The sequence below is a fragment of the Streptomyces sp. NPDC007872 genome, assembly GCF_042868165.1.
GTDB lineage: Bacteria > Actinomycetota > Actinomycetes > Streptomycetales > Streptomycetaceae > Streptomyces.
This window is the reverse complement of record NZ_JBIAEA010000002.1, coordinates 833,864-854,658: the sequence shown is the minus strand read 5'-3', so window position 1 is coordinate 854,658 and position 20,795 is coordinate 833,864. Positions and strand designations below refer to the sequence as shown.

The 20,795-nt window shown below is 74.4% G+C and carries 20 protein-coding genes; 6 read left to right on the top strand and 14 right to left on the bottom strand.

Translation table 11 applies throughout. The features are described from left to right. Position 1: 1 nt before the first annotated feature. A complete protein-coding gene (locus tag ACFYNX_RS09015) occupies positions 2 to 733 on the bottom strand; it encodes a 1-acyl-sn-glycerol-3-phosphate acyltransferase (protein WP_030205630.1) in 732 nt (243 codons plus the stop codon). 225 nt (positions 734 to 958) lie between these two features. Here ACFYNX_RS09015 and ACFYNX_RS09010 point away from each other — a divergent pair, with 225 nt between their 5' ends. Next, positions 959 to 1,741, top strand: coding sequence for an alpha/beta fold hydrolase (locus tag ACFYNX_RS09010; RefSeq protein ID WP_365541068.1), 783 nt, complete (start codon positions 959 to 961; stop codon positions 1,739 to 1,741). Beyond that, positions 1,734 to 2,531: a hypothetical protein gene (locus ACFYNX_RS09005; RefSeq protein WP_388659204.1), complete on the top strand. Its 798-nt coding sequence runs from the start codon at positions 1,734 to 1,736 to the stop codon at positions 2,529 to 2,531. Before ACFYNX_RS09010 ends, ACFYNX_RS09005 begins: the two co-directional genes overlap by 8 nt. On the opposite strand, the gene ACFYNX_RS09000 is transcribed toward ACFYNX_RS09005, so the two are convergent. The 6 genes from ACFYNX_RS09000 to ACFYNX_RS08975 all read right to left on the bottom strand — a co-directional run bounded on the left by ACFYNX_RS09000 (position 2,528) and on the right by ACFYNX_RS08975 (position 7,781). After that, positions 2,528 to 3,289, bottom strand: a complete 762-nt coding sequence (locus tag ACFYNX_RS09000; protein WP_365541072.1) for an endonuclease/exonuclease/phosphatase family protein — start codon at positions 3,287 to 3,289, stop codon at positions 2,528 to 2,530. The genes ACFYNX_RS09005 and ACFYNX_RS09000 overlap by 4 nt on opposite strands. Positions 3,290 to 3,378: 89 nt before the next feature. Next, positions 3,379 to 4,320 (bottom strand): ROK family glucokinase, encoded by a 942-nt coding sequence (locus ACFYNX_RS08995; protein WP_365541074.1) that lies wholly within the window; start codon positions 4,318 to 4,320, stop codon positions 3,379 to 3,381. Positions 4,321 to 4,386: 66 nt separating this feature from the next. Further along, positions 4,387 to 4,815, bottom strand: a complete 429-nt coding sequence (locus tag ACFYNX_RS08990) for a DUF5304 domain-containing protein (RefSeq protein WP_388659201.1) — start codon at positions 4,813 to 4,815, stop codon at positions 4,387 to 4,389. A gap of 42 nt (positions 4,816 to 4,857) precedes the next feature. Further along, positions 4,858 to 5,988 carry an ArsA family ATPase gene (locus ACFYNX_RS08985; protein WP_388659199.1) on the bottom strand — a complete coding sequence of 377 codons (1,131 nt, stop codon included), beginning with the start codon at positions 5,986 to 5,988 and terminating at the stop codon, positions 4,858 to 4,860. Positions 5,989 to 6,467: 479 nt separating this feature from the next. Further along, complete coding sequence (locus tag ACFYNX_RS08980; protein WP_365541078.1) at positions 6,468 to 6,911, bottom strand: SRPBCC family protein; 444 nt, start codon at positions 6,909 to 6,911, stop codon at positions 6,468 to 6,470. Between the two features lie 114 nt (positions 6,912 to 7,025). Continuing rightward, positions 7,026 to 7,781 (bottom strand): metallophosphoesterase, encoded by a 756-nt coding sequence (locus tag ACFYNX_RS08975; protein ID WP_365541135.1) that lies wholly within the window; start codon positions 7,779 to 7,781, stop codon positions 7,026 to 7,028. A 316-nt stretch (positions 7,782 to 8,097) separates the two neighbouring features. Between ACFYNX_RS08975 and ACFYNX_RS08970 the strand changes: the two genes are divergently transcribed. Further along, complete coding sequence (locus ACFYNX_RS08970; protein ID WP_388659196.1) at positions 8,098 to 9,894, top strand: AMP-dependent synthetase/ligase; 1,797 nt, start codon at positions 8,098 to 8,100, stop codon at positions 9,892 to 9,894. 66 nt (positions 9,895 to 9,960) lie between these two features. Here the strand turns inward: ACFYNX_RS08970 and ACFYNX_RS08965 are convergent, their stop codons facing one another. Further along, positions 9,961 to 11,103, bottom strand: coding sequence for a glycosyltransferase family 4 protein (locus tag ACFYNX_RS08965; protein ID WP_365541082.1), 1,143 nt, complete (start codon positions 11,101 to 11,103; stop codon positions 9,961 to 9,963). Between the two features lie 84 nt (positions 11,104 to 11,187). Between ACFYNX_RS08965 and ACFYNX_RS08960 the strand changes: the two genes are divergently transcribed. Next, entirely contained in the window at positions 11,188 to 12,465 is a 1,278-nt protein-coding gene (locus ACFYNX_RS08960; RefSeq protein ID WP_388659193.1) for a glycosyltransferase 87 family protein, read from the top strand. Positions 12,466 to 12,538: 73 nt separating this feature from the next. Here ACFYNX_RS08960 and ACFYNX_RS08955 read toward each other — a convergent pair whose 3' ends face one another. The 5 genes from ACFYNX_RS08955 to ACFYNX_RS08935 form a co-directional block, all read right to left on the bottom strand. Further along, entirely contained in the window at positions 12,539 to 13,762 is a 1,224-nt protein-coding gene (locus ACFYNX_RS08955; RefSeq protein ID WP_388659191.1) for a hypothetical protein, read from the bottom strand. Between the two features lie 64 nt (positions 13,763 to 13,826). Beyond that, positions 13,827 to 14,870: an NlpC/P60 family protein gene (locus ACFYNX_RS08950; RefSeq protein ID WP_388659188.1), complete on the bottom strand. Its 1,044-nt coding sequence runs from the start codon at positions 14,868 to 14,870 to the stop codon at positions 13,827 to 13,829. A 193-nt stretch (positions 14,871 to 15,063) separates the two neighbouring features. After that, on the bottom strand, positions 15,064 to 16,113 hold the full coding sequence (locus ACFYNX_RS08945; protein ID WP_365541090.1) for an NlpC/P60 family protein: 1,050 nt from the start codon (positions 16,111 to 16,113) through the stop codon (positions 15,064 to 15,066). Positions 16,114 to 16,368: 255 nt separating this feature from the next. Beyond that, positions 16,369 to 17,733 carry an NYN domain-containing protein gene (locus ACFYNX_RS08940; RefSeq protein ID WP_388659185.1) on the bottom strand — a complete coding sequence of 455 codons (1,365 nt, stop codon included), beginning with the start codon at positions 17,731 to 17,733 and terminating at the stop codon, positions 16,369 to 16,371. Between the two features lie 33 nt (positions 17,734 to 17,766). Continuing rightward, entirely contained in the window at positions 17,767 to 18,009 is a 243-nt protein-coding gene (locus ACFYNX_RS08935) for a hypothetical protein (RefSeq protein WP_015033005.1), read from the bottom strand. Positions 18,010 to 18,168: 159 nt separating this feature from the next. Between ACFYNX_RS08935 and ACFYNX_RS08930 the strand changes: the two genes are divergently transcribed. Both ACFYNX_RS08930 and ACFYNX_RS08925 read left to right on the top strand, forming a co-directional pair. Continuing rightward, the gene (locus tag ACFYNX_RS08930; RefSeq protein ID WP_365541093.1) at positions 18,169 to 18,903 is read left to right on the top strand and encodes a rhomboid family intramembrane serine protease; all 735 of its coding nucleotides are present in this window, start codon (positions 18,169 to 18,171) and stop codon (positions 18,901 to 18,903) included. Then, positions 18,900 to 19,181 carry an Lrp/AsnC family transcriptional regulator gene (locus ACFYNX_RS08925; RefSeq protein ID WP_030205672.1) on the top strand — a complete coding sequence of 94 codons (282 nt, stop codon included), beginning with the start codon at positions 18,900 to 18,902 and terminating at the stop codon, positions 19,179 to 19,181. The genes ACFYNX_RS08930 and ACFYNX_RS08925 overlap by 4 nt, the downstream gene beginning before the upstream one ends. 71 nt (positions 19,182 to 19,252) lie before the next feature. On the opposite strand, the gene ACFYNX_RS08920 is transcribed toward ACFYNX_RS08925, so the two are convergent. Continuing rightward, positions 19,253 to 20,704, bottom strand: coding sequence for an aminotransferase class V-fold PLP-dependent enzyme (locus tag ACFYNX_RS08920; RefSeq protein ID WP_388659181.1), 1,452 nt, complete (start codon positions 20,702 to 20,704; stop codon positions 19,253 to 19,255). Between the last annotated feature and the right edge of the window lie 91 nt (positions 20,705 to 20,795).

The following is a 20,795-nucleotide window of genomic DNA, read 5'->3' as shown; positions in this document are numbered from 1 at the left end:
CTTACGCGCCCGACTCCTCGCGGGCGGCGATCTCGGCCTTCACGGCCTCCTTGGCCGCCTTCTCCGCCTCCGCGATCTGCCGCTTGGCGGCGGTGGCGTAGATGTCGACGTACTCCTGGCCGGACAGCTTCATGATCTCGTACATGACCTCGTCGGTCACCGAGCGGAGGATGAAGCGGTCCCCCTCCATGCCCTGGTAGCGGGTGAAGTCCAGCGGCTTGCCGATCCGGATCCCGGGGCGCATCAGCTTGGGGACGAGCTTGCCGGGCGGCTGGATCTTCTCGGTGTCGATCATGGCGACCGGGATCACGGGCGCGCCGGTGGCCAGGGCGACCCGGGCCAGGCCGCCGGGCTTGCCCCGGTAGAGGCGCCCGTCGGGCGAGCGGGTGCCCTCGGGGTAGATGCCGAAGAGGCCGCCGCCCTCGATGACCTCGATGCCGGCCCTGATGGCCGCCTCGCCGGCGCCCCGGGCGCCCGAGCGGTCCACCGGGAGCTGGCCGACGCCCTTGAAGAAGGCGGCGGTGAGCTTGCCCTTCACGCCGGGGGTGGTGAAGTACTCGGCCTTGGCGATGAAGGTGACCTTGCGGTCCAGGACGGCCGGCAGGAAGAAGGAGTCCGAGAAGGACAGGTGGTTGCTCGCCAGGATGGCGGGGCCGTCGGCGGGAACGTTCTCCAGGCCCTCCACCCAGGGCCGGAAGGCGAGCTTCAGGGACCCGCCGAGGGAGAACTTCATTGCGCCGTAGATCAACTCGCCATGCCTTCCGTGTGCCGTAGGGCCCCGACTTTATCCCGTACCGGCGTACGCCCCCCGCTACGGCCCTGGTCGGTGTCGGTCCGGTCGCGTACGGTGAAGTCCCTTCCCCATTTTCCGTCGCTTCGGCGCACCGGAGGCGCACCCAGGGCGCCCCCGGGGACGCGTCCGGGGGCGAACGCGAAGCCGAGCGAACAGGAGACCCCGGTGCCGGTCCTTCCCGGAGCCGAGCCGTACCGCCATGAGGGCGGAGAGGTCGGCGTCCTTCTCTGTCACGGATTCACCGGTTCCCCGCAGTCGATGCGCCCGTGGGCCGAGTACCTGGCCGGGCGCGGCCTGTCGGTGTCGGTGCCGCTCCTGCCGGGGCACGGCACCCGCTGGCAGGACATGCGGATCACCACCTGGCACGACTGGTACGCCGAGGTGGACCGGGCGCTGCGCGAGCTGCGGGAGCGGTGCGGGACCGTCTTCGTCTTCGGCCTCTCCATGGGCGGGGCGCTCGCGCTGCGGCTCGCCGCCCGGCACGGGGACGCGGTGCGGGGGCTCGTCCTGGTCAACCCGGGGAACAAGGTGCACGGCGTGGCCGCGCACGCGCTGCCGGTCGTCCGGCACCTGGTCCCCACCACGAAGGGCGTGGCCAACGACATCGCCAAGGAGGGCGTGACCGAGGTCGGCTACGACCGCGTGCCGCTGCACTCGGCGCACTCCCTGCGGCAGTTCTTCCGTACGGTCGACCGGGAGCTGCCGCAGGTCACGCAGCCGCTGGTGCTGCTGCACAGCCCCCAGGACCACGTGGTGCCGCCGGCCGACTCGGCGAGGATCCTGAGCCGGGTCTCCTCGACGGACGTCCGGGAGGTCCTGCTGGAACAGAGCTACCACGTGGCGACGTTGGACCATGACGCGGAGCGGATCTTCGACGAGAGCTGGGCCCTCGTCGAGCGTCTCGCGCCGGAACCGGTCGGCGGGAAGGGGAGCAGGAGCGGTGGCTGAGCAGCAGGACGGCGGAGACCGGGAGCCGCAGCCCATCGACGAGGAGGCGGCCTGGGCCGCGATCGTCGCGGGGTACGGCGAGGAGCCCGCGGACCCGCCGGGGACGAAGCCGTTCCGGCCGATCGAGAACCTGTCGCTGCCGGAGCCGGAGGACGTGAACGAGGCCGGGGACGGGAAGGGCGGGGCCGCGCCCGCGCCGGGGGCGGCCGGGAAGCCGGACCTGGTCTGGAAGCCGAAGAAGGACGGCGGAGCCGGGACGGCCGGTGCTTCCGGTGCGTCTGAGGTGTCCGGGGCGTCCGGTGCTTCCGGTACTTCTGGGGCACCCGGTGCTTCCGGGACGTCCGGCGCGTCCGGCGTTTCTTCCGGTGCTTCCGGATCGGACGAGGAGGCGGGGACGGACGAGCGGGCGGACGGGGCCGGCTCGGAGAAGCCGGTGCTCGGCGGCTCGATCGTGTTCGCGCCCGGGGTGCGGCCCGCCGGCCCCCGGGACTACTCCCCCGCCGAGCCCGAGGAGGGCGCCGACGGCTCGGACGAGGGCCACTTCGTGCCGCCGGAGCCGCCCCCGCTGCCGGAGGCGGACGCGACGGCCAAGTTCGCCTGGCTCGGCGTGATCGGCGGCCCGGTCCTGCTGCTCGTGACCGTGCTGCTCCAGTGGGACATGACCTGGTGGCTGACGACGCTCTGCGTGGGCGGCTTCCTGGGCGGCTTCGCGACCCTGGTCGCCCGCATGAAGCACGACGACGACGATGACGACGGCTTCGACGACCCGGGTCGCGGGGCGGTCGTCTAGAAGGACCCCCGGTCCTGCGCGGCGGGCACCCGGACCGCCGCGAGGACCGGCAGGTGGTCGGTGGCCGCCTTCAGGTCGGCGGGGTCCAGGTCCGTCGGGACCCCGCAGCCGAGGAACTCGATCCCGGGAGTGGCCAGGACCGCGTCGATGCGCTGGTGGGGGTCCTCGGGGGTCGAGGTGTGCTCGCCGCCCCACGGGCTGACGGCCCAGCCGTCCCGGAGCCGCTCGGTGAGCCGGGTGAAGGCGGGGCCGCCGGGCCGTTCGTTGAGGTCGCCCGCGACGAGGGCGTACGGGGTGCCGAGGGCGGCGACCCGGTCGAGGACCATGCCGGCCTGGGCGTACCGCTCGTCCTTCCGCAGGCTCAGGTGGCAACTGATCAGACCGACCCGGGCCCCGGCGAAGCGGACGACCGCCGTGGCCAGGCCCCGGCGGTGCAGGCCGGGGGTGAGCGGGAGGAGCACGTCCTCGGTGCGCTCCACGGTGGCTCGCAGGGAGCAGAGCAGCAGGGGCCCCGCCGCGGTGGCGCCGCCGCTCAGGACGACGAGGTCGCTCTTGGCCGCGAGCCGGGCGGCGTGCTTGCGCCAGCGGAAGAAGCGCGGGGCCTCCTGGACGAAGACGACGTCCGGGGCGCAGGCCCGGATGACCCGGGCGAGGGCGTCCTCGTCGTCGCGCATCGAGCGGACGTTGTAGCTCAGGACCCGGAGGACGGCCGAACCGTCTTCCTCGGTGCGGGAGTTGGGCAGTTCGGTGATCGCCATGGGGGTCAACATACGACGACCGCCCGCCGGGTCCGAGGGGACGCGGCGGGCGGTCGTCGTACGGCTCCGCGCGGATGCTTCCGTACGGGTCAGCCCTGGCGGGCCAGGTCCGCGGCGCCGACCAGGCCGGCCTTGTTGCCGAGCTGGGCGGCGAGGACCTGGGCGTGCGGCCGCCACTGGCCGCCGATCAGCCAGCGCCGGAAGGACTTGCGGATCGGGTCGAGGACGAGGTCGCCCTCGTCCGAGACGCCGCCGCCGACGATGAACGCCGAGGGGTCGAAGAGCGAGGCCAGGTCGGCGAGGCCGGCACCGGCCCAGCGGGCCAGCTCCCGGAAGGAGTCGACGGCGACCGGGTCGCCGGCGCGGGCGGCCTGGCTGACGTGCCGGCCCTCGATGCCCTCGGGGGTGCCGTCGCCGAGGCCGAGCAGGACCTCGGCGTTCTCCGGGGTGGCGTTGGCGCGCTGCCTGGCGTACCGGACGAGGGCGCGCCCGGAGGCGTACTGCTCCCAGCAGCCCTGGCTGCCGCAGCCGCAGAGCAGGCCGTCGGGGACGACCCGGATGTGGCCGAATTCGGCGGCCACGCCGAAGCGGCCGCGGCGCAGCTTGTTGCCGATGATGATGCCGCCGCCGAGGCCGGTGCCGAGGGTGATGCAGATGACGTCCTCGTGGCCCTGGCCGGCGCCGAAGCGGTACTCGCCCCAGGCCGCGGCGTTGGCGTCGTTCTCGACGACGACGGGCAGGCCGACGCGCTGCTCGACCTTGTCCTTGAGCGGCTCGTGCCGCCAGTCGATGTTCGGCGCGAAGAGGACGGTGGCGCGCTTGTCGTCGACGTAGCCGGCGGCGCCGATGCCCACGGCCTCGATCGCGTGGCCCGTGCCGGCCTCGGAGACCGCCGTGCTGATCGCGTCGACGATGCCCTCGGGGGTCGGCGGGGTGGGCACCTTGTGCGTGTCGAGGATGTTGCCCTCCTCGTCGACCACGCCGGCCGCGATCTTCGTGCCGCCGATGTCGACGCCGATGGTGAGTCCCATGTGTCCCTCAGTTTTCGGTCGAGCCCCGCTAGGGCCCACCGTACCCGAGGGGGAGGCGCGTCCTGATCAATCCAGGTCGATGTGCTGGCCGGTTCCGGGCCCCTCGCCGTCCTCGCGGGGCGTCCGCGGGGGCTCTTCCGCGGGGGTCTCCTCGCGGGTCCAGCGGGTCTCGTGGCCCTCGACGGCGGAGCGGTACGCGGCGAGGATCTCGTTGCCGGCGGCGGCGAGGTGGTCGAAGACCTGCGGGTTGCGCTCGACGACGGGCTCGACGGCGGCCTTCGCCTGGTCGACGAGCTGCTGGACGGTGCGCACGGCCTGCCCCGTGAGGAGCGGGTTGCCGAAGCCCTCGGAGACCTTGCCCGCGACGGCGTCGAAGAGCTTGCGGAACTCCTCGGCGGCCGATCCGGGGCCGGCCCCGCGCTCGGCCCGGCGGCGGGCCTTCTCCGCCTCCAGGTCCTCGGCGCACGCCTCGGCCCAGGCGTCCGGATCGCTCATGGCGCACTCCTCAGTCGGCTGTACTTCGACGGTACACGGGCGTCAGGGCGTACGGGGCCAGAGCCCGGGGTCGGGGGTGAAGCGGACGCGGAGGTCGCCGTCGACGAGGCCGGCGCCGGTGACGGTGCAGCGGCGCAGGGCGCCGGGGAGGGGGAGGTCGCGGCGGAACGGTCCGGCGGTCAGGAGCAGCTCGTCGCCGCGCCGGACGAGGGAGAGCTCCTCCTTGACGGCGCCGGGCAGGGGGAGGTGCCAGACCAGCACGCCGTCCGCCTCGCGCCGGTCCTCGACGGTCCAGTCGGGCAGGGGGCCGGGCGCGGCGGCGGCCGGGGCGGGGGCGAGGAGGGCGAGGTCGTCGGCCCCGCGCGGGGCGCGGCCGAGGTGCGGGAGCTCGTGGAGCGCGGCGCCGGCAGTACGGAGCTCCGCCAGGTGCCGGTGCTGCTCGGCGGTCAGTCCGGCGAGCCAGGGGTCCTCGGAGCCGGCGGGAAGGAGCCGGTTGGCGACGACGGCGTCGAGGCGGAGGCGGTGGAGGGCGAGGCCGAGGCGGGCGGTGCGCAGGGCGCGGGCGGCGGCGGGCCCGGGTTCGAGGACGAGCCGTACGGTGGTGGCGGGGTCCTCGACGACGGCCTGGACGGCGGCGAGTTCGGCCTCCCAGCGGGCGGTGGTCTCGTACAGCCACTGCGCGGGCATGGGGACCCCGGCGAGCTGGGCGAGCATCGGGCGCAGGGCGCGGGCGGCCTGCCGCTCCGGGGGCAGGAGCCGGCGCAGGTAGCGGCGGAGCTGCTCGGGGAGCGCGAGGACGGCGAGGGCCTCGGGGAGCGGGGGCAGGTCGACGACGGCGAGCTCGTGGTCGCCGCCGGCGGCCTCGCGCAGGGCCCGCAGCAGGGCGAAGGGGCGGCTGCCGGGCAGCTCGGTCAGCTCGGCGTCCTCGAAGGGCGCGGCGCCGAGCAGGTCGAGGGCGACGCCGGAGCGGGCCTGGAGGGCGAGGAACTCGCGGCGGAAGTCGGCGGCGGGCTCGGGCCGCAGCACACGGAGGCCGCCGCCGTCCGGCAGCCCCTCGGCGTCCTCGGAGACGAGCAGCACCCGCCGCCCGGCCCGCGCCTCGGCGAGGGCGGTCGCGGCGGCGACGGTGGTGCGCCCGGCGCCGCCGAGGCCGGTGACAAGGATGATCCGCATGCGGAGGACGCTACCCGCCTCCGGCGGGGTCGGGTCCGGGACCCCCGGGACGAGGCCCTCACGGGACGCGACCGGGGACCGGGCCCGACGGTCCCGGAACCGAGGGCGCACCGGCCCCGGGCACCGGAACGCACCGCGTCGGCCCGGCGGCCGGGCCCGTCCGGAAACGGAAGACCGTGTCCCCGGGCCGACGCGGGTCCGGTCCGACGAGGCTCGGCCCCGAGCCGGAGGCGGCATCCGTCCGGACGCGGTGACGGCACCCGCCCTCGCCCCCGGGGCCTCGCCCCGGCCGGGCTCCGCCCCTGCGCCGACGGCACACCCGGCGCGGGTCCGGCCCGGCACGGAGACCCGCCCGGCACGGGGCCCGCCCGACACGGAGACCCCCCGATGCGGGGCCCGTCCGACATGGGACCCGCCCGGCACGGGGCCCGCCCGGAGGCCGTACCCCCGGAGCCGTGCCCCGCCCCGCCGCGCAGCGTCTACGCGCCGGATTCCACGCGCTTCTTCAGGCCCGCCAGGGCGCGGTCGATGATGACCTTCTCGGCCTTGCGCTTGATCATGCCGAGCATGGGGATCTTGACGTCGACGGTGAGCTGGTAGGTGACCTCGGTGCGCTCGCCGCCGTCGAGGGGGGTCAGGCGGTAGGAGCCGTCGAGGGAGCGGAGCATCTGGGACTTGACCAGGGTCCAACTGACCTCGTCGGCGCCGGTCCAGGTGTACGCGAGGGTGTGGTCGTCCTTGATCGCGCCCGCGTCGAGGAGCAGCCGGACCTTCTCCGCGCGGCCGGCGGCGTCCTTCTCCAGGACCTCGGCCTCCTTCACCTCGCCCGTCCACTCGGGGTAGCGGGCGAAGTCGGCGATCACGCCCATGACGTCGGCCGGCGCCGCCTCGACGGTGATGCTCGAGCTGGTGTGTTCGGCCATCGCGGTGGCTCCTCCACTGTGCGGTCCGGCGGAAGTCAAGGGGCACAGACGTGCCGATGGCAGGCTATCGCGCCCCGGGCCCGGCCCCGTACGCGAAGGCCGGGGGCCGGGGGGTCACCACTCCAGGGCGAAGGGCCTGCCGGTCGAGGCGAAGTGGCCGACGTTGACGCACTCGGTCGCGCCGATCCGCATCCGCCGGGCCAGCGGCTGGTGGACGTGGCCGAAGAGGGCGTAGCGCGGCCGGGTGCGCCGGATCGCGTCGAGCAGGGCCCGGCTGCCGCGCTCGAAGCGGCGGGCCACCGTGTCGTAGGTCAGGTCCGGCACCTCGGGCGGGATGTGGGAGCAGAGGACGTCGACCTCGCCGAGCGCCTCGACCTTCGCCGCGTACTCCTCGTCGGAGATCTCGTACGGCGTGCGCATCGGGGTGCGCAGGCCCCCGCCGACGAAGCCGACGACGAGGCCGCCGAGCTCGACGCGCTCCCCGTCGAGGACGGTCGTCCCGGGCCGGGCGAACTCGGGCCAGAACCGGGGGATGTCCACGTTCCCGTAGGTGGCGTACGTCGGGGTGGGGAAGGCGGCGAAGAGTTCGGCGTACTGGCGGCGCACGGCGGCCTCGATGGCGGTGGTGCGGTCGACGCCCAGCTCGGCCCAGAGGCGGCGGCCCAGGTCACGGGCCTCGTCGAAGCGGCGGGCGGTGCGCAGCTCGACGAGCAGGTCGGCGTTCTCGACGCCGAAGAGGTCGGGGAAGATGCCCCTGCCGTGGTCGGCGTAGTCGAGGAAGAGGACCAGGTCGCCGAGGCATATCAGGGCGTCGGCGCCCTCCCCCGCCCGGGCGAGGTCGCCGGCGTTGCCGTGCACGTCACTGACCACATGGACTCGCATGGGGCCACCTTAGGGGGCACCCCGGGGACGGGCCCGGGAACCGGCTCCCGGACCGGCTCCCAACCCCCCTACCTGCGGTTACTTCCGCGTCGGGAAACCGGTGGACTACTGTTCGCGGAGCACCGTCATGCGTGTGTGACGCACGGAACATCTGGCCGGGACCCCCTATCGAGAACCATGTACTGATGGGTAACGTCCGGGCAGTCCAGTCGTGCTCACCCCCACTGAGCACCTGACCGAATATGGACTACACCGGTGCATCACACAGAGCCGTGGCGCCGGCGCCCGATGAGGAGCAGCAGTCTTGCGCGAGTTCAGCCTTCCGGCCCTGTACGAGGTCCCCGCGGACGGCAACCTGACGGATCTCATCCGCCGCAACGCCTCCCAGCACCCAGACGTCGCCGTGATGGGGCGCAAGGTCGACGGCGTCTGGACGGACGTCACCGCCACCGCCTTCCTCGCCGAGGTCCGCGGGGCCGCCAAGGGCCTGATCGCCGCGGGGGTGGAGCCGGGCGACCGCGTCGCGCTGCTCTCCCGCACCCGCTACGAGTGGGTGCTCCTCGACTTCGCGATCTGGAGCGCGGGCGGCGTGACCGTGCCGGTGTACGAGACCAGCTCGCCGGAGCAGATCCAGTGGATCCTGGGCGACTCGGGCGCGACCGCCGTCCTGGTGGAGACCGCGGCGCACGAGGAGTCGGTGGCCTCGGTCCGGGCGGACCTGCCGGAGCTGACGAACGTGTGGCGGATCGAGGACGACGCGGTCGCGCGCCTCACCGCCGACGGGGCCGGCGTCTCCGACGAGCTGCTCGACGCGCGCATGTCGGCGGCGAACGCGGACGACCCGGCGACGATCGTCTACACCTCGGGCACCACGGGCCGCCCCAAGGGCTGCGTCCTGACCCACCGGGCCTTCTTCGCCGAGTGCGGCAACGTGGTGGAGCGGCTGAAGCCCCTCTTCCGCACCGGCGAGTGCTCGGTGCTGCTGTTCCTGCCCGCCGCGCACGTCTTCGGGCGGCTCGTCGAGGTGGCGTCCGTGATGGCGCCGATCAAGCTGGGCTGCGTCCCGGACATCAAGAACCTCACGGACGAGCTGGCCTCGTTCCGGCCCACGCTGATCCTGGGCGTGCCCCGGGTCTTCGAGAAGGTCTACAACTCGGCGCGGGCCAAGGCGCAGGCCGACGGCAAGGGCAAGATCTTCGACAGGGCCGCGCACACGGCCATCGCGTACAGCCGGGCGCTCGGCACCCCGCAGGGTCCGTCCTTCGGCCTGAGGCTGAAGCACAAGGTCTTCGACAAGCTGGTCTACGGCAAGCTGCGGGCGGTCCTCGGCGGGCGCGGCGAGCACGCGATCTCGGGCGGCGCGCCGCTGGGCGAGCGGCTCGGCCACTTCTTCCGGGGCATCGGCTTCACCGTCCTGGAGGGCTACGGCCTGACGGAGTCGTGCGCGGCGACCGCGTTCAACCCGTGGGACCGGCAGAAGATCGGCACGGTCGGCCAGCCGCTGCCGGGCTCGGTGGTGCGGATCGCCGACGACGGCGAGGTGCTGCTGCACGGCGAGCACGTCTTCACGGGGTACTGGAACAACGAGGCGGCGACGGCCGAGGCGCTCGCGGACGGCTGGTTCCACACGGGCGACATCGGCACGCTCGACGAGGACGGCTACCTGGCGATCACCGGCCGGAAGAAGGAGATCCTGGTGACGGCGGGCGGCAAGAACGTCGCCCCGGCGGTCATCGAGGACCGGATCCGGGCGCACGCGCTGGTCGCGGAGTGCATGGTGGTCGGCGACGGGCGTCCGTTCGTGGGCGCGCTCGTCACCCTGGACGAGGAGTTCCTCGGCCGCTGGGCGTCCGAGCACGGCAAGCCGGCCGGTGCGACGGCGGCGTCCCTGCGCGACGACCCGGAGCTCCTGGCGGAGGTCCAGCGGGCGGTCGACGACGGCAACGCGGCGGTGTCCAAGGCCGAGTCGGTCCGCAAGTTCCGCGTGCTGCCCGCCCAGTTCACGGAGGAGGCGGGGCACATCACCCCGTCCCTGAAGCTGAAGCGGAACGTGGTGGCGAAGGACTTCGCGGACGAGATCGAGGCGATCTACCGGGGCTGAGCCCGAGGCGTGCGCGAGGAGGCCCGGACGATTCGTCCGGGCCTCCTCGCATGACGTCCGTACCGCTCAGAGCAGTGCGCGCAGCCGTTCCGCGAGCAGGTCCCAGCGCCACTTCTCCTCCACCCAGGCCCGGCCCCGCTCGCCCATGCGGGCGCGGAGTCCGGGGTCGAGGAGGAGGGTGGCGACGCGGTCGGCGGTCTCCTCCGGCGATTCACCGCGCACGACCCAGCCCGTCTCGCCGTCGAGGACGGCGTCGGGGGCGCCGCCGGAGTCGCCCGCGACGACGGGCAGTCCGGTGGCGGAGGCCTCCAGGTAGACGATGCCGAGGCCCTCGACGTCGAGGCCGCCGCGCCGGGTGCGGCAGGGCATGGCGAAGACGTCTCCGGCCCCGTAGTGGGCGGGCAGTTCGGCCCAGGGGACGGCGCCGGTGAAGCGTACGGATCCGGCCACGCCCGTCTCCTCGGCGAGGCGGCGCAGGTCCTTCTCGTACGGGCCGCCGCCGACGATCAGGAGGACCGCGTCCGGGACCCGGCGCAGGATGCCCGGCAGGGCCCTGATCAGGGTGTCCTGGCCCTTGCGCGGGACGAGCCGGGAGACGCAGACGACGACCGGCCGGTCGCTGAGCCCGAGGCGGGCGCGGACCGCGTCGCCGCCGGAGCCGGGGTGGAAGGTCTTCTCGTCGACGCCGGGCGGGAGCTGGACCATCCGGCCGGCGGCGGCGGGGGTGAGGGCCGAGGCGATCCGGGAACGAGTGTACTCGCCGAGGTAGGTGATCGTGTCGGTGCCCTCGCCGATGCGGCGCAGCAACTGCCGGGCGGCGGGCAGTTGGGCCCAGCCCGCCTCGTGGCCGTGGGTGGTGGCGACCAGGCGCCGGGCGCCGGCCCGGCGCAGGGCGGGGGCCATCAGGCCGAGCGGGGCCGCGGCGCCGAACCACACGGACGCGCAGTCGTGTTCGCGCAGCAGCGCGGTGGCGCGGGCGGTGACCCGGGGGGTGGGCAGCAGCATGGTGGTGCGGTCCCGGACCACGGTGAAGGGCTGTTCGGCGTCGAACGCGGCCGTGGCCTCGGCCCCTTCGCGGCCGCGCTTCCAGGTGGAGGCGTAGACCACGACCCGTTCGGGGTCCAGGCGGAGGGCCATGTTGTGCAGGAAGGCCTGGATTCCCCCGGGACGCGGCGGGAAGTCGTTGGTTACGATCAGGGTCTTGTGCATCGTGGCCGACAGTACGCGATCGCACCCGCAGCCCGGCACCACCACTCCCCCGCGCGAGCGGGCCGACCGGACGAGGACGAGTCAGTGACGACGGGCGCAGTGGGGAAGGGGTCGCGCACGGGCCGGTGGCTTCCCGTCGGCCTCTGGGGCCTCACCCGGATCCTCCTCCTGCTGTGCGTGTTCGACGTCGTGGAGGTCCCGGGGCCGGACATCGCGTTCGACGTCGAGAACATCTACCGGGGCTGGTACGAGGTGCTGCGGGACGGCACGTACCCGCTGGACGACGTCACCTGGCAGTACCCGCCGGCGGCGGCGTTCGTGATGCTCGCCCCCGACCTGCTGCCGTTCCTCGGCTACGCGGCCGCCTTCTTCGTCCTCGCCCTGCTCTGCGACGCGCTGGTCTTCGGGCTGCTCCTGTACACGGGCCGCCGGGCGGGCCGGACGTCCCGGGGCGCCTGGATCTGGCTGGCGGGCGTCGCGCTGCTCGGCCCGACCGCGTACGCCCGGTACGACGTGATGGTGACCGCCGTCGCGGTGGCGGGGCTGCTCGCGGCCGGCCGGAGCCCGCGGGTGCTCGGCGCGCTCGCCGGTTTCGGTGCGGTCCTGAAGGTGTGGCCGGCGCTGCTGCTCGTGGGCACCCCGAAGGGGCGGGCGGCGTTCCGCTCCTGGTCGGCGGCGGCGGGCGCGGCGGCCGGGGTGCTGCTGCTCTGCGTGCTGTGGAGGCCGGGGGCGCTGTCCTTCCTCTCCTTCCAGCGGGACCGGGGCACCGAGGTCGAGTCGCTGGGCGCGACCGTCTTCCACGTGCTGCGGCACTTCGGCTGGGAGGGCGAGGCGCGGATGAACTACGGCTCGGTGGAGTTCCTCGGCCCGTACGTGCCGGCGGTGTCGACAGCCGCGATGGCGGTGACGATCGCTGCCTTCGGCTGGCTGCTGCTCTGGCGGATCAGGGCGCGCCGGTTCGTCTCGTCGACGGTGGCGGACGCGGCCTTCGTGGCGGTGCTGCTCTTCACGCTGACGAGCCGGGTGCTCTCCCCGCAGTACATGCTGTGGCTGGTCGGTCTGGCGGCGGTGTGCCTGGCCTTCCGGTCGAGCCGGATGGAGCGGCCCGCGCACCTGGTGGTCTGGGCGACGGCGGTGACGCAGTTCGAGTTCCCGGTGTGGTTCTGGCACGTGACGCGGAGCGATCCGCTGGGCATGGCGGTCCTCTTCACGCGCAACGGCCTGCTGATCGCCGCCGCCGTCCTCGCCTGCCGGATCCTGTGGCGGCAGACGGTCACGGAGCCGCGCCTCGCCGCCGCGACCGTCCCCGCGCAGCCGGCCGGAACGGACCGCGAGAAGACCCTGTCCGGCTCGCTCCGCTGAGCGTCGGCCGGACCCCCAGGGCCTGTCCGGCGGACCATGGCCGGGGTCGCGACCCTGATCCGCCGGACAGGCCCTAGCCGAGCCGCTCCTTCACGTACGCGCGCCAGTCCTCGGTGAACTCCTCCGGGGTGGTGTCCAGGACGTCGTGGAGCGCGTTCTCCACCGCCCCCTCCCGGCCCGGGTGCGCGCCCACCGCGCGGTAGAACGCGGTCAGCTCCTCCTCGCCCCGGCGCTCCGCGATGAGCTCGCAGGCCAGCCAGCCGCCCTCGTAGGCCCGTGCCAGGGCCTCCGCGTCCCCGCCGAAGGCGAAGTCGGCGTCCTCCGGGAGCCGGACGGGCGGTTCGCCGTCCCGGACCGCACGGCGCAGCTCGGGCGCGGCCTGCGCGGGGGTGCGGTCGGCGTCCCGGTAGGCCACCCAGTCCGCGAAGCCCTCGGAGAGCCAGACCGGGGTCGACGGGGTGGTGTGGGCGCGGGTGGCGACGTGGACGGTCTCGTGGGTGAGGACGAGCTGCCGGCCGAAGTCGCCGAGGACCCCGTACGCGTCGGGGTTGACGATCACCCGGTCGGCGGGCGCGTCCGCCCCGCCCCTGGTCTCGCCCGTGGTGACGGCCGCTATCCCCCGGTAGGAGTCCCCCGGCGCCCCGAGGAGCTCCCCCATGGCGTCCAGGGTGCCGGGGACGAGGACGACCACCCGGCGGGCCCAGTCCTCGGGCCAGGCCGCGGCGACGGCGGGGACGGCCCGGTCGGCCGCCGCCGCGATCTCCCGGAGCCGCGCCCGCTGCTGGCCGACGCCCAGGACCAGCGCGTGGGCGCCCCGCACGACCGTGACGTCGCCCTGCTCCCACAACTGCCGGGGCGCGCCCGGCGCGGGTCGGTCACCGGTCACGTACCAGCGTCCGTCCCGCTCGGTGAGGTCCAGGACGCGGGCGCCGGTGACGGGCCGCCGGTCGTGGCCCCTGAGCCGGTAGCCGAGGTCGACGCGGGCGGTGACCCGGTCGGGGGCGGTGCGCTCGACGCCGGTGACCTCGTACGACCAACCGTCGAGCGGGACCGCCGCGAGCCGCCGGTAGACGGTGAGGGCGGCCGGCGCGTACGCGGGGTCGAGGGCGGCCCGGTAGCCGGGCTCGTCGCGGGCGAGGAGGGCCCTGGCGTGCTCGTCGAGGAGCGTCTGGACCTCCCGCGTGGTCGCGCGGGCGGGCCCGGTCTCCGTGCAGCCGACGAGGCCCGTCAGGGCGAGCAGCAGGGCCAGCAGGCAGAAGACCGCCGGCCGTCGCGCTCCGTATCCCTGACCCGCCACGCCTCCGATCGTACGGTCCGGACGGCGGGGGCGGCCTCCGGGGCGGGGGCCCGCGCGGTCCGGCTCAGACCCGGGTGACCGTGACGTGCGACATCATGTTCACCGGGTCGTAGCGGACCCGGGCGCCCGGGTAGGGGGCGTGGATGACCTGTCCGTTCCCGACGTACATCGCCACGTGACTGGCGTCGCCGCGGTACGTCACGAGGTCCCCCGGCCGCGCCTGCGAGAGCGGCACCTGCCGGCCCGCGTACCGCTGGGCGGCGGAGGTGCGCGGCAGGCTGATCCCGGCCTGGCGGTAGGACCAGACCATCAGGCCGGAGCAGTCGAAGGCGGAGGGGCCGGTCGCCCCCCACACGTACGGCCTGCCGACCGCGCCCCGGGCGGCGGCCACGGCGGCGGCGACCCGCGAGGAGACCGGGCCGGCGTCCGCGGCGGGCATCGTCTCCCCGGCCGGTCCGCCGGGGGCGCCGCCGGTGCGGGCGTCCTCGCGGCCCCCGGTGCGGGAGGCGCGCTCCTCGAAGTCGGCGCGCTCCTCGGCGGCGAGGGAGGCGAGCACCCGGCGGGCCTCGGCGAGCTTCCGCTCGACGGTGCGCTTGTGGCGGGCGACCTCGGTCCGGCTGCGCTCCAGCTCGGCCAGGACCGTGCGGGCCTCGCTCCGCTGCTGGCCGAGCCGGCGCTGCTCCCGCAGGAGTTCGCCGAGCGCGGCGCCCTGGCGGGCGGTGAGCCGGTCGAGGGCGGAGGCGCGTTCGAGGTAGCTGTCCGGGTCGGAGGAGAGGAACAGGGCGAGGGCGGGGTCGATGCCGCCGGAGCGGTACTGGGCCCCGGCGACCGAACCGAGGACGCCCCGCATGCGGTTGACGCGCTCCTGGCCGCGGGCGAGGCCGTCCCGGGCCCGGGAGACCGTGCGGCGCAGCGCGTCCGCCTTCTCGTCCGCCTCGTTGTAGCTCTCCGTGGCCCGCTCGGCCTCCTCGAAGAGGCGGTCGACCGTGGTCCGGGCGGCCCCGGGGTCGGCGCTCGCGGGGACGGCCCCGAGGGACGCCGCCGCGGTGGCCGCGGCGGCGGCGGCGGTGAGGACGGTGACCCGGGCGGGTCGGCGGTGGGACGCCACGGATCGCGCTCCGTTCGGCTCGACGCAGACTGGCGCGGCAGACAGTAGCCGCTGATCACTCTCCGTCCAACGAGGGCGCCGGGCACACAAAGTGACGCCCCGCCGGAGAACACAGGTCACCGGCGGGGCGTCGGGTCAGCGTGCGTCGCCGTGAACCACCCGTTCGGGCGGCATGCGGCGGCGGGTCGCGGGGTCAGCCTCCGATGCGGACGCCGAACTGGAACGAGCCCAGGTAACCCATCGCCTCGTAGCGGACGTTGGCGCCCGGGTAGGGGGCGTGCAGGACGGTGTTGTTGCCCGCGTACAGGCCCACGTGCGACAGGTTGTTGAAGAAGACCAGGTCGCCCGGCTTGAGCTGGCTGCGGCCGATCTTGGTGCCGTCGTTCTGCTGGGTGTAGGTGACGCGGCTGAGCCGGGCGCCCGCCTGGCCGTAGGCCCACTGGGTGAGGCCGGAGCAGTCGAACGAGGAGGGGCCCTCGTGGCCGGAGACGTACGGCATGCCGACGCGGGTGGAGGCGGCGCTGAGCGCGGCGGCGCCGAGGCCGCTCGCGGGCGCCTCGTTGCCCAGGTCGAGCCGCTCGCCGGCGGCGCGGCTGGCGCGCTGCTCCTTCGCCCTCTCCTCCTCCGCGATCCGGGCCTTCTCGGCCGCGGTGAGGGTGTTGAGGAGCTTCTGGGCCTCGGCCAGCTTGCCCTGGTACTTGCGCTTCTTGTCGCCGAGGGACTTGCGGACGGACTCCAGGTCCCCGAGCTTCTCGGAGGCCTCGGCGCGCTGCTGGGAGAGGGTGCGCTGCTTGGCCTGGATCGCGGTGAGCACGTCGGCCTGCTGGGCGCTCAACTGGTCGATCGCGGACGCCTTGTCGAGGTAGGTGTCCGGGTCGCCGGAGAGGAAGAGCTGGAGGGCCGGGTCGATGCCGCCGGAGCGGTACTGGGCGCTGGCGACCGAACCGATCTTGTCGCGCAGGGTGTTGAGCTCCTGCTGACCGCGGGCCACCTTGTCCTGGAGCTCGCCGATCTCCTTCTGGAGCTTGCCCCGGCGCTCGTCGGCCTGGTTGTACTGCTCCGTGGCCTCCTCGGCCTCGTGGTGCAGCGCGTCGACCTTCGACTTGACCTCGTCGATCTTGGGCTTGGCGGGGGCCGCCTGGGCGCCGGACTGGGCGGTGAGGGCGACGGCCGCGGCCGCGGTCACGGTGAGCACGGTCACACGGGCGCGGCTCGGCTGCTTGGGTCGACGGTGGGACGCCACGAAGGCGATCTCCTTCTTCCTCGAGCCGCCCGGCCGGTCAGGGGCAGGCGGTTCCTCCGCCGTCACCCCGGATGGGTGATCAACCGCGCGAAGGTTCGAGCCCTGACCCTAGTGACCGAGTTGTGATCATTCAAATCCCACCGGAGAAAATCTCGCTCGCACACCACATTATTTACATACATCGCACGGGCAGTGAGGGGCGGTTGACGGTCCGCCGTCCACAATCCGGGCATAAGGGCCAGGAGTTGCGAGGCGTTACGAGAGCCGCGAAAGCCGCTTCAGCAACAAGACGGACGCGACCGGCCGCGCCCCCGCCTTCGCCACCCCGTCGGCCACCTCGCGGTCCGTGGAGACCACCACGACCGGCCGCCCCGGCGGCTCCGCCCGCACGAGCTGCCGGATCAACTCGTCGGCCGTGACACCCGGCTTGGAGAACAGCACCCGCACCCCGCGCGGCGGCGCGAGGAGCACCGGGGCCGCCAGCTCCGCCCCGTCGAAGACGCAGGTGACCTCGGCGCCCGAGCGGGCCGCGAGGGCCGAGAGCCCGCCGAGCAGCCGCAGCCGCTGCTTCTCCAGGGGCATCGTCGGATAGCCGGTCTTGGTGACGTTGTAGCCGTCGACGACCAGGTGCGTCTGCGGCAGCGACAGGAGCTGGTCGAGCAGCGCCGGGTCGGTCTCGGAGAGCGCCCGCGCCGCGATGTCCTTCGGCGACATCCGCCCCGGCTCCACCGCGTCCACGGTGTCCGCCGGATGCGTCGAGACGGGCGGCAGCGCGAGTTCGCGGCGCAGCCCCTGGGCCGCGTCGAGCACCGTGTCGAGCAGCAGCCGCAGCCGCATGTCCTCCACCGAACGCCCCTCGCGGGCGGTCCTGCGGCTGGCCTCCAGGGCCGCCTCGACCTCGCCGAGCCGGGCCCGCAGCCGCCGGCCCTCGCTCTCGGCCGCCGACACCTGGGCCGCCGCCTCCGCCCGCGCGGCCTCGATCTCGCCCCGGGCCCTGCGCAGCGCGGCCTCGCCCCGCTTCACGTCGCTCTGCGCGCTGCGCAGCTTGCGGTGGAGCGACTCGGCCTCCCTGCGGGCCGCGTCGAGGTCGTGCCGCAACTGCTCGGTCTCGCCCCTGGAACGGTCCCGGGCGGCGGCGAGCTCCTCGCGCAGCCGCTCCAGTTCGCGCCGGCCGGCCTCGTAGGCCCGCTCGGCGTCGACCCGCAGGGCCTCCTCGCCGGCGGCGGCGACCAGCTTGACCCAGCCGGGCGGACGCAGCACGTAGGCGGCCGCCGCCACGTCGACGGGGTCGGCGGCCGCGGGCGGGGTGCCGCCCTCCACGGCTCCGGCCAGCTCGGGCTGGCCCTGCTTGAGCCGCTCGCCGATCCGCTGCCGGAAGAGCGGGTCGCTCTCCAGGGCGGCGGCCATCGCGTTGCCGGCGAACTTGGCCCGCCGGCTCGCGGTGAACCGGGCGTACTGCCGCAGGGGCGCGGGCAGCTCCGCGACGGTCAGCCCGCCGAAGGCGTCCGCGACCAGCGCGACGACCCGCCGCCGTACGCCTTCCGGCAGTGGGTGGTCGAGCGTCTCGGCAGCGTCACCTGCCGCGCCGGCCGGCTCTCCACCGTGCGCGGGCTGCTCCACGATCCGTCACCCCTATGTCGTCCGCGCCGTCCCTCAGGAGGCGGCGCCCGGCCTGTCCACCAGTTCGATCTGGTCCACCGCGTTGCACCAGCGGCAGCGGACCGACTCGATGGTCTCACTGACCACCTGCCGCTCCTCGACCGTCGGCTCCCCGGCGAGGTCCAGATGGACGTACTCCACGACCTTGGACGAGCGGGTCACGTCGAAGCGGGTGAGGTTGCCGCAGAGCGTGCAGCGCCAGCGGGTCTCGGCGGTCGGCAGGGGAACCGTCGTCATCGAGCCGTCCTTCTTCCTGTTGCGTGGTACTCAGGTGCGGGAGCCGCGGTGCGCCGTCGAACTGCGGTCGTACTGCCCGCAACCCTACGGCCTCACGGCCCGGCGGCGGCACGGCGAGGCGCTCTGTCCCCTTCGTCCCGGGTGCGCCATGATCGGTCCGTGATCGATTGGCGAAGCGCGGTGACGGGCGCCTGGCGGGGCGTCCGCGGCGGGCCCGCGGTGACGTACGGCCTGATCGCCGCCTGCTGCCTCCTCTTCCTGTTCGGCCCGGTCTCCGGACTGAACCCGGTGTACGGCACGGGGGACGCGCTCCTGGCGGCCCAGGGCTCGTACTTCCGCCGCTGGGGGGTCGTCCCCGCCGAGCTGATGGGCGGCGAACCGCGCGCCCTGCTCACCCCCCTCACCGCGCTCTTCGTCCACGGGAGCTGGCTCCACCTCCTGGGGAACATGCTCTTCCTGTACGTCTTCGGCGCGATGGCCGAGGAGCGCATGGGCCGGTTCGCGTACGCCCTCTTCTACCTGGGCACGGGCTACCTCGCCCTCGCCGGGTACGCGGCGGCGCACGCCCACAGCGAGCAGACCCTCGTCGGGGCGTCGGGGGCGATCTCCGGGGTGCTCGGGGCCTTCCTCTTCCTCTTCCCGCGCTCCCGGGTCACCAGCCTCTTCCCCTTCCTCTTCTTCCTGCCGCTGCGCTTCCCCGCCTGGATCGTGCTCGTCTTCTGGTTCACGCTCCAGTGGATGGCCGCGCGGGCGGCGGGCGCGGGGCCCGGCGTCGCCTATCTGGCCCACGTGGTGGGCTTCGCGATCGGCTTCCTCTACGCCTGGGTGCGCTACCGGGGTGGGGATAGAGTGAAAGCCCCAGCCGCGGCGACCGAGGGAGAAAGCCAGCCGTGATCACCGCGATCGTGCTCATCAAGACCAGCGTGGACCGCATCCCCGAGATCGCCGAGTCGATCGCGGCGCTCGACAGCGTCAGCGAGGTCTTCTCGGTGACCGGTACGTACGACCTGATCGCCATGGTCCGGGTGCCGCGCCACGACGACCTCGCGGACGTGATCCCCGGCAGCATCAGCAAGATCCCGGGCGTCGAGGCCACGGACACGCACGTCGCGTTCCGCACGTACTCGCAGCACGACCTGGAGGCGGCCTTCGCCATCGGTCTGGAGTCCTGAGGCTCCGCGCGCACGGAAACGGCGAAGGGGCCTCCCGGTCGGGAGGCCCCTTCACCCGTACGAGTGAGCGATCAGCCGCGGTCGGGAACGCAGCGGCCGTCCTCGGTGCGGTACTTCCACTGGGCGCCGTTCCGGACGAGCTCCTTCACGGCGCCGACGAACCGCTCCACGTGCTCGTCGGGCGTACCGGCGCCGAAGCTCACCCGGATGGCGTTGAGCGACCGCTCGCCGGGGGCCGCCTCGGGGGCGCCGCACTCGCCCGGGTCCTGCGGGTCGCTGCCGAGCAGGGTGCGGACCAGCGGGTGGGCGCAGAAGAGGCCGTCGCGGACGCCGATGCCGTACTCGGCGGAGAGCGCGGCGGCGAAGTGGGAGCTGTTCCAGCCCTCCACGACGAAGGAGATGACGCCGACGCGGGGGGCGTCGTCGCCGAAGAGCGAGAGCACCCGGACCTCGGGGACCTCGGCCAGGCCCGCGCGGACCGTGGCGATCAGGTGGTCCTCGCGGGCGACGAGGGCGTCGAAGCCGGCCTCGGTGAGGGCCTTGCAGGCGGAGGCGATCGAGTAGACCCCGATGACGTTCGGGGAACCGGCCTCGTGCCGGGCCGCGGTGGTGTGCCACTCCACGTCCACACCACCGTCGGCCCGACGCGCCACCTTGCGGGAGGCGCCGCCGCCCGCGAGGTAGGGCTGGGAATCCTGGAGCCAGTCGGCGCGGCCCGCGAGGACGCCGGAGCCGAAGGGCGCGTACAGCTTGTGCCCGGAGAAGGCGACCCAGTCCACGTCGAGCTCGGTCACGGAGACCGGGTGGTGGGGCGCGAGCTGGGCGGCGTCGAGCACGATCCGGGCGCCGTGGGCGTGCGCGGCGGCGGCCAGCTCCTTCACCGGCCACAGCTCGCCGGTGACGTTGGAGGCGCCGGTGACGCAGACCAGGGCGGGGCCGTGGGGGTCGCGGGCCGCCAGCGCCCGCTCCAGGATCTCGACGGCACGGGCCGGCGTCCGGGGCGCGTCGAGATAGGTGACCCGGGCGTCGCTCCCCCCACGCCCAGGGGCGTGGGGGGACCCCCACGGCAGCAGCGAGGCGTGGTGCTCGGTCTCGAAGACGAAGACCTGGCAGTCCGCCGGGACCGCGGCGGCGAGCAGGTTGAGCGAGTCGGTGGTGGAGCGGGTGAAGACGACCTGGTCGCCGGGGCGGCAGTCGAGGAACTCGGCGACGGTGGCGCGGCTGTTCTCGAAGAGGTCGGTGGAGAGCTGGGAGAGGTAGCCGGCGCCGCGGTGGACGCTGCCGTAGTACGGGGCGTACGCGGCGACGTCGTCCCAGACCCGCTGGAGGGCCGGGGCGCTGGCCGCGTAGTCGAGCGCCGCGTAGGTCACCTCGCCGCCGGTGACGAGCGGGACGGTCACGTCCCGGCCGAGGACGGGCAGCGGGGCGGCGCAGCAGGGGTCGGCGGACTCGGTGGCGGTCTCGACGGCCTCGGCGACGACGGTGGTGACGGCGGTGGCGGCGGCGTTCGGGCGTGCGGACATGGCGGTATCTCCCGGCGGGCGGTGCGGAATGGCTTCGGTGGATCCCGTACGCGGCCGGACGCGGCGGGGTACGGGTGAGGCCTCGGAAGAC

Bases quoted from the DNA above. Each gene is read 5' to 3' on its own strand.
- ACFYNX_RS09015 (WP_030205630.1), bottom strand. From the start codon at position 733: ATGAAGTTCTCCCTCGGCGGGTCCCTGAAGCTCGCCTTCCGGCCCTGG.
- ACFYNX_RS09000 (WP_365541072.1), bottom strand. From the start codon at position 3,289: ATGGCGATCACCGAACTGCCCAACTCCCGCACCGAGGAAGACGGTTCG.
- ACFYNX_RS08995 (WP_365541074.1), bottom strand. From the start codon at position 4,320: ATGGGACTCACCATCGGCGTCGACATCGGCGGCACGAAGATCGCGGCC.
- ACFYNX_RS08990 (WP_388659201.1), bottom strand. From the start codon at position 4,815: ATGAGCGATCCGGACGCCTGGGCCGAGGCGTGCGCCGAGGACCTGGAG.
- ACFYNX_RS08985 (WP_388659199.1), bottom strand. From the start codon at position 5,988: ATGCGGATCATCCTTGTCACCGGCCTCGGCGGCGCCGGGCGCACCACC.
- ACFYNX_RS08980 (WP_365541078.1), bottom strand. From the start codon at position 6,911: ATGGCCGAACACACCAGCTCGAGCATCACCGTCGAGGCGGCGCCGGCC.
- ACFYNX_RS08965 (WP_365541082.1), bottom strand. From the start codon at position 11,103: ATGCACAAGACCCTGATCGTAACCAACGACTTCCCGCCGCGTCCCGGG.
- ACFYNX_RS08935 (WP_015033005.1), bottom strand. From the start codon at position 18,009: ATGACGACGGTTCCCCTGCCGACCGCCGAGACCCGCTGGCGCTGCACG.
- ACFYNX_RS08920 (WP_388659181.1), bottom strand. From the start codon at position 20,704: ATGTCCGCACGCCCGAACGCCGCCGCCACCGCCGTCACCACCGTCGTC.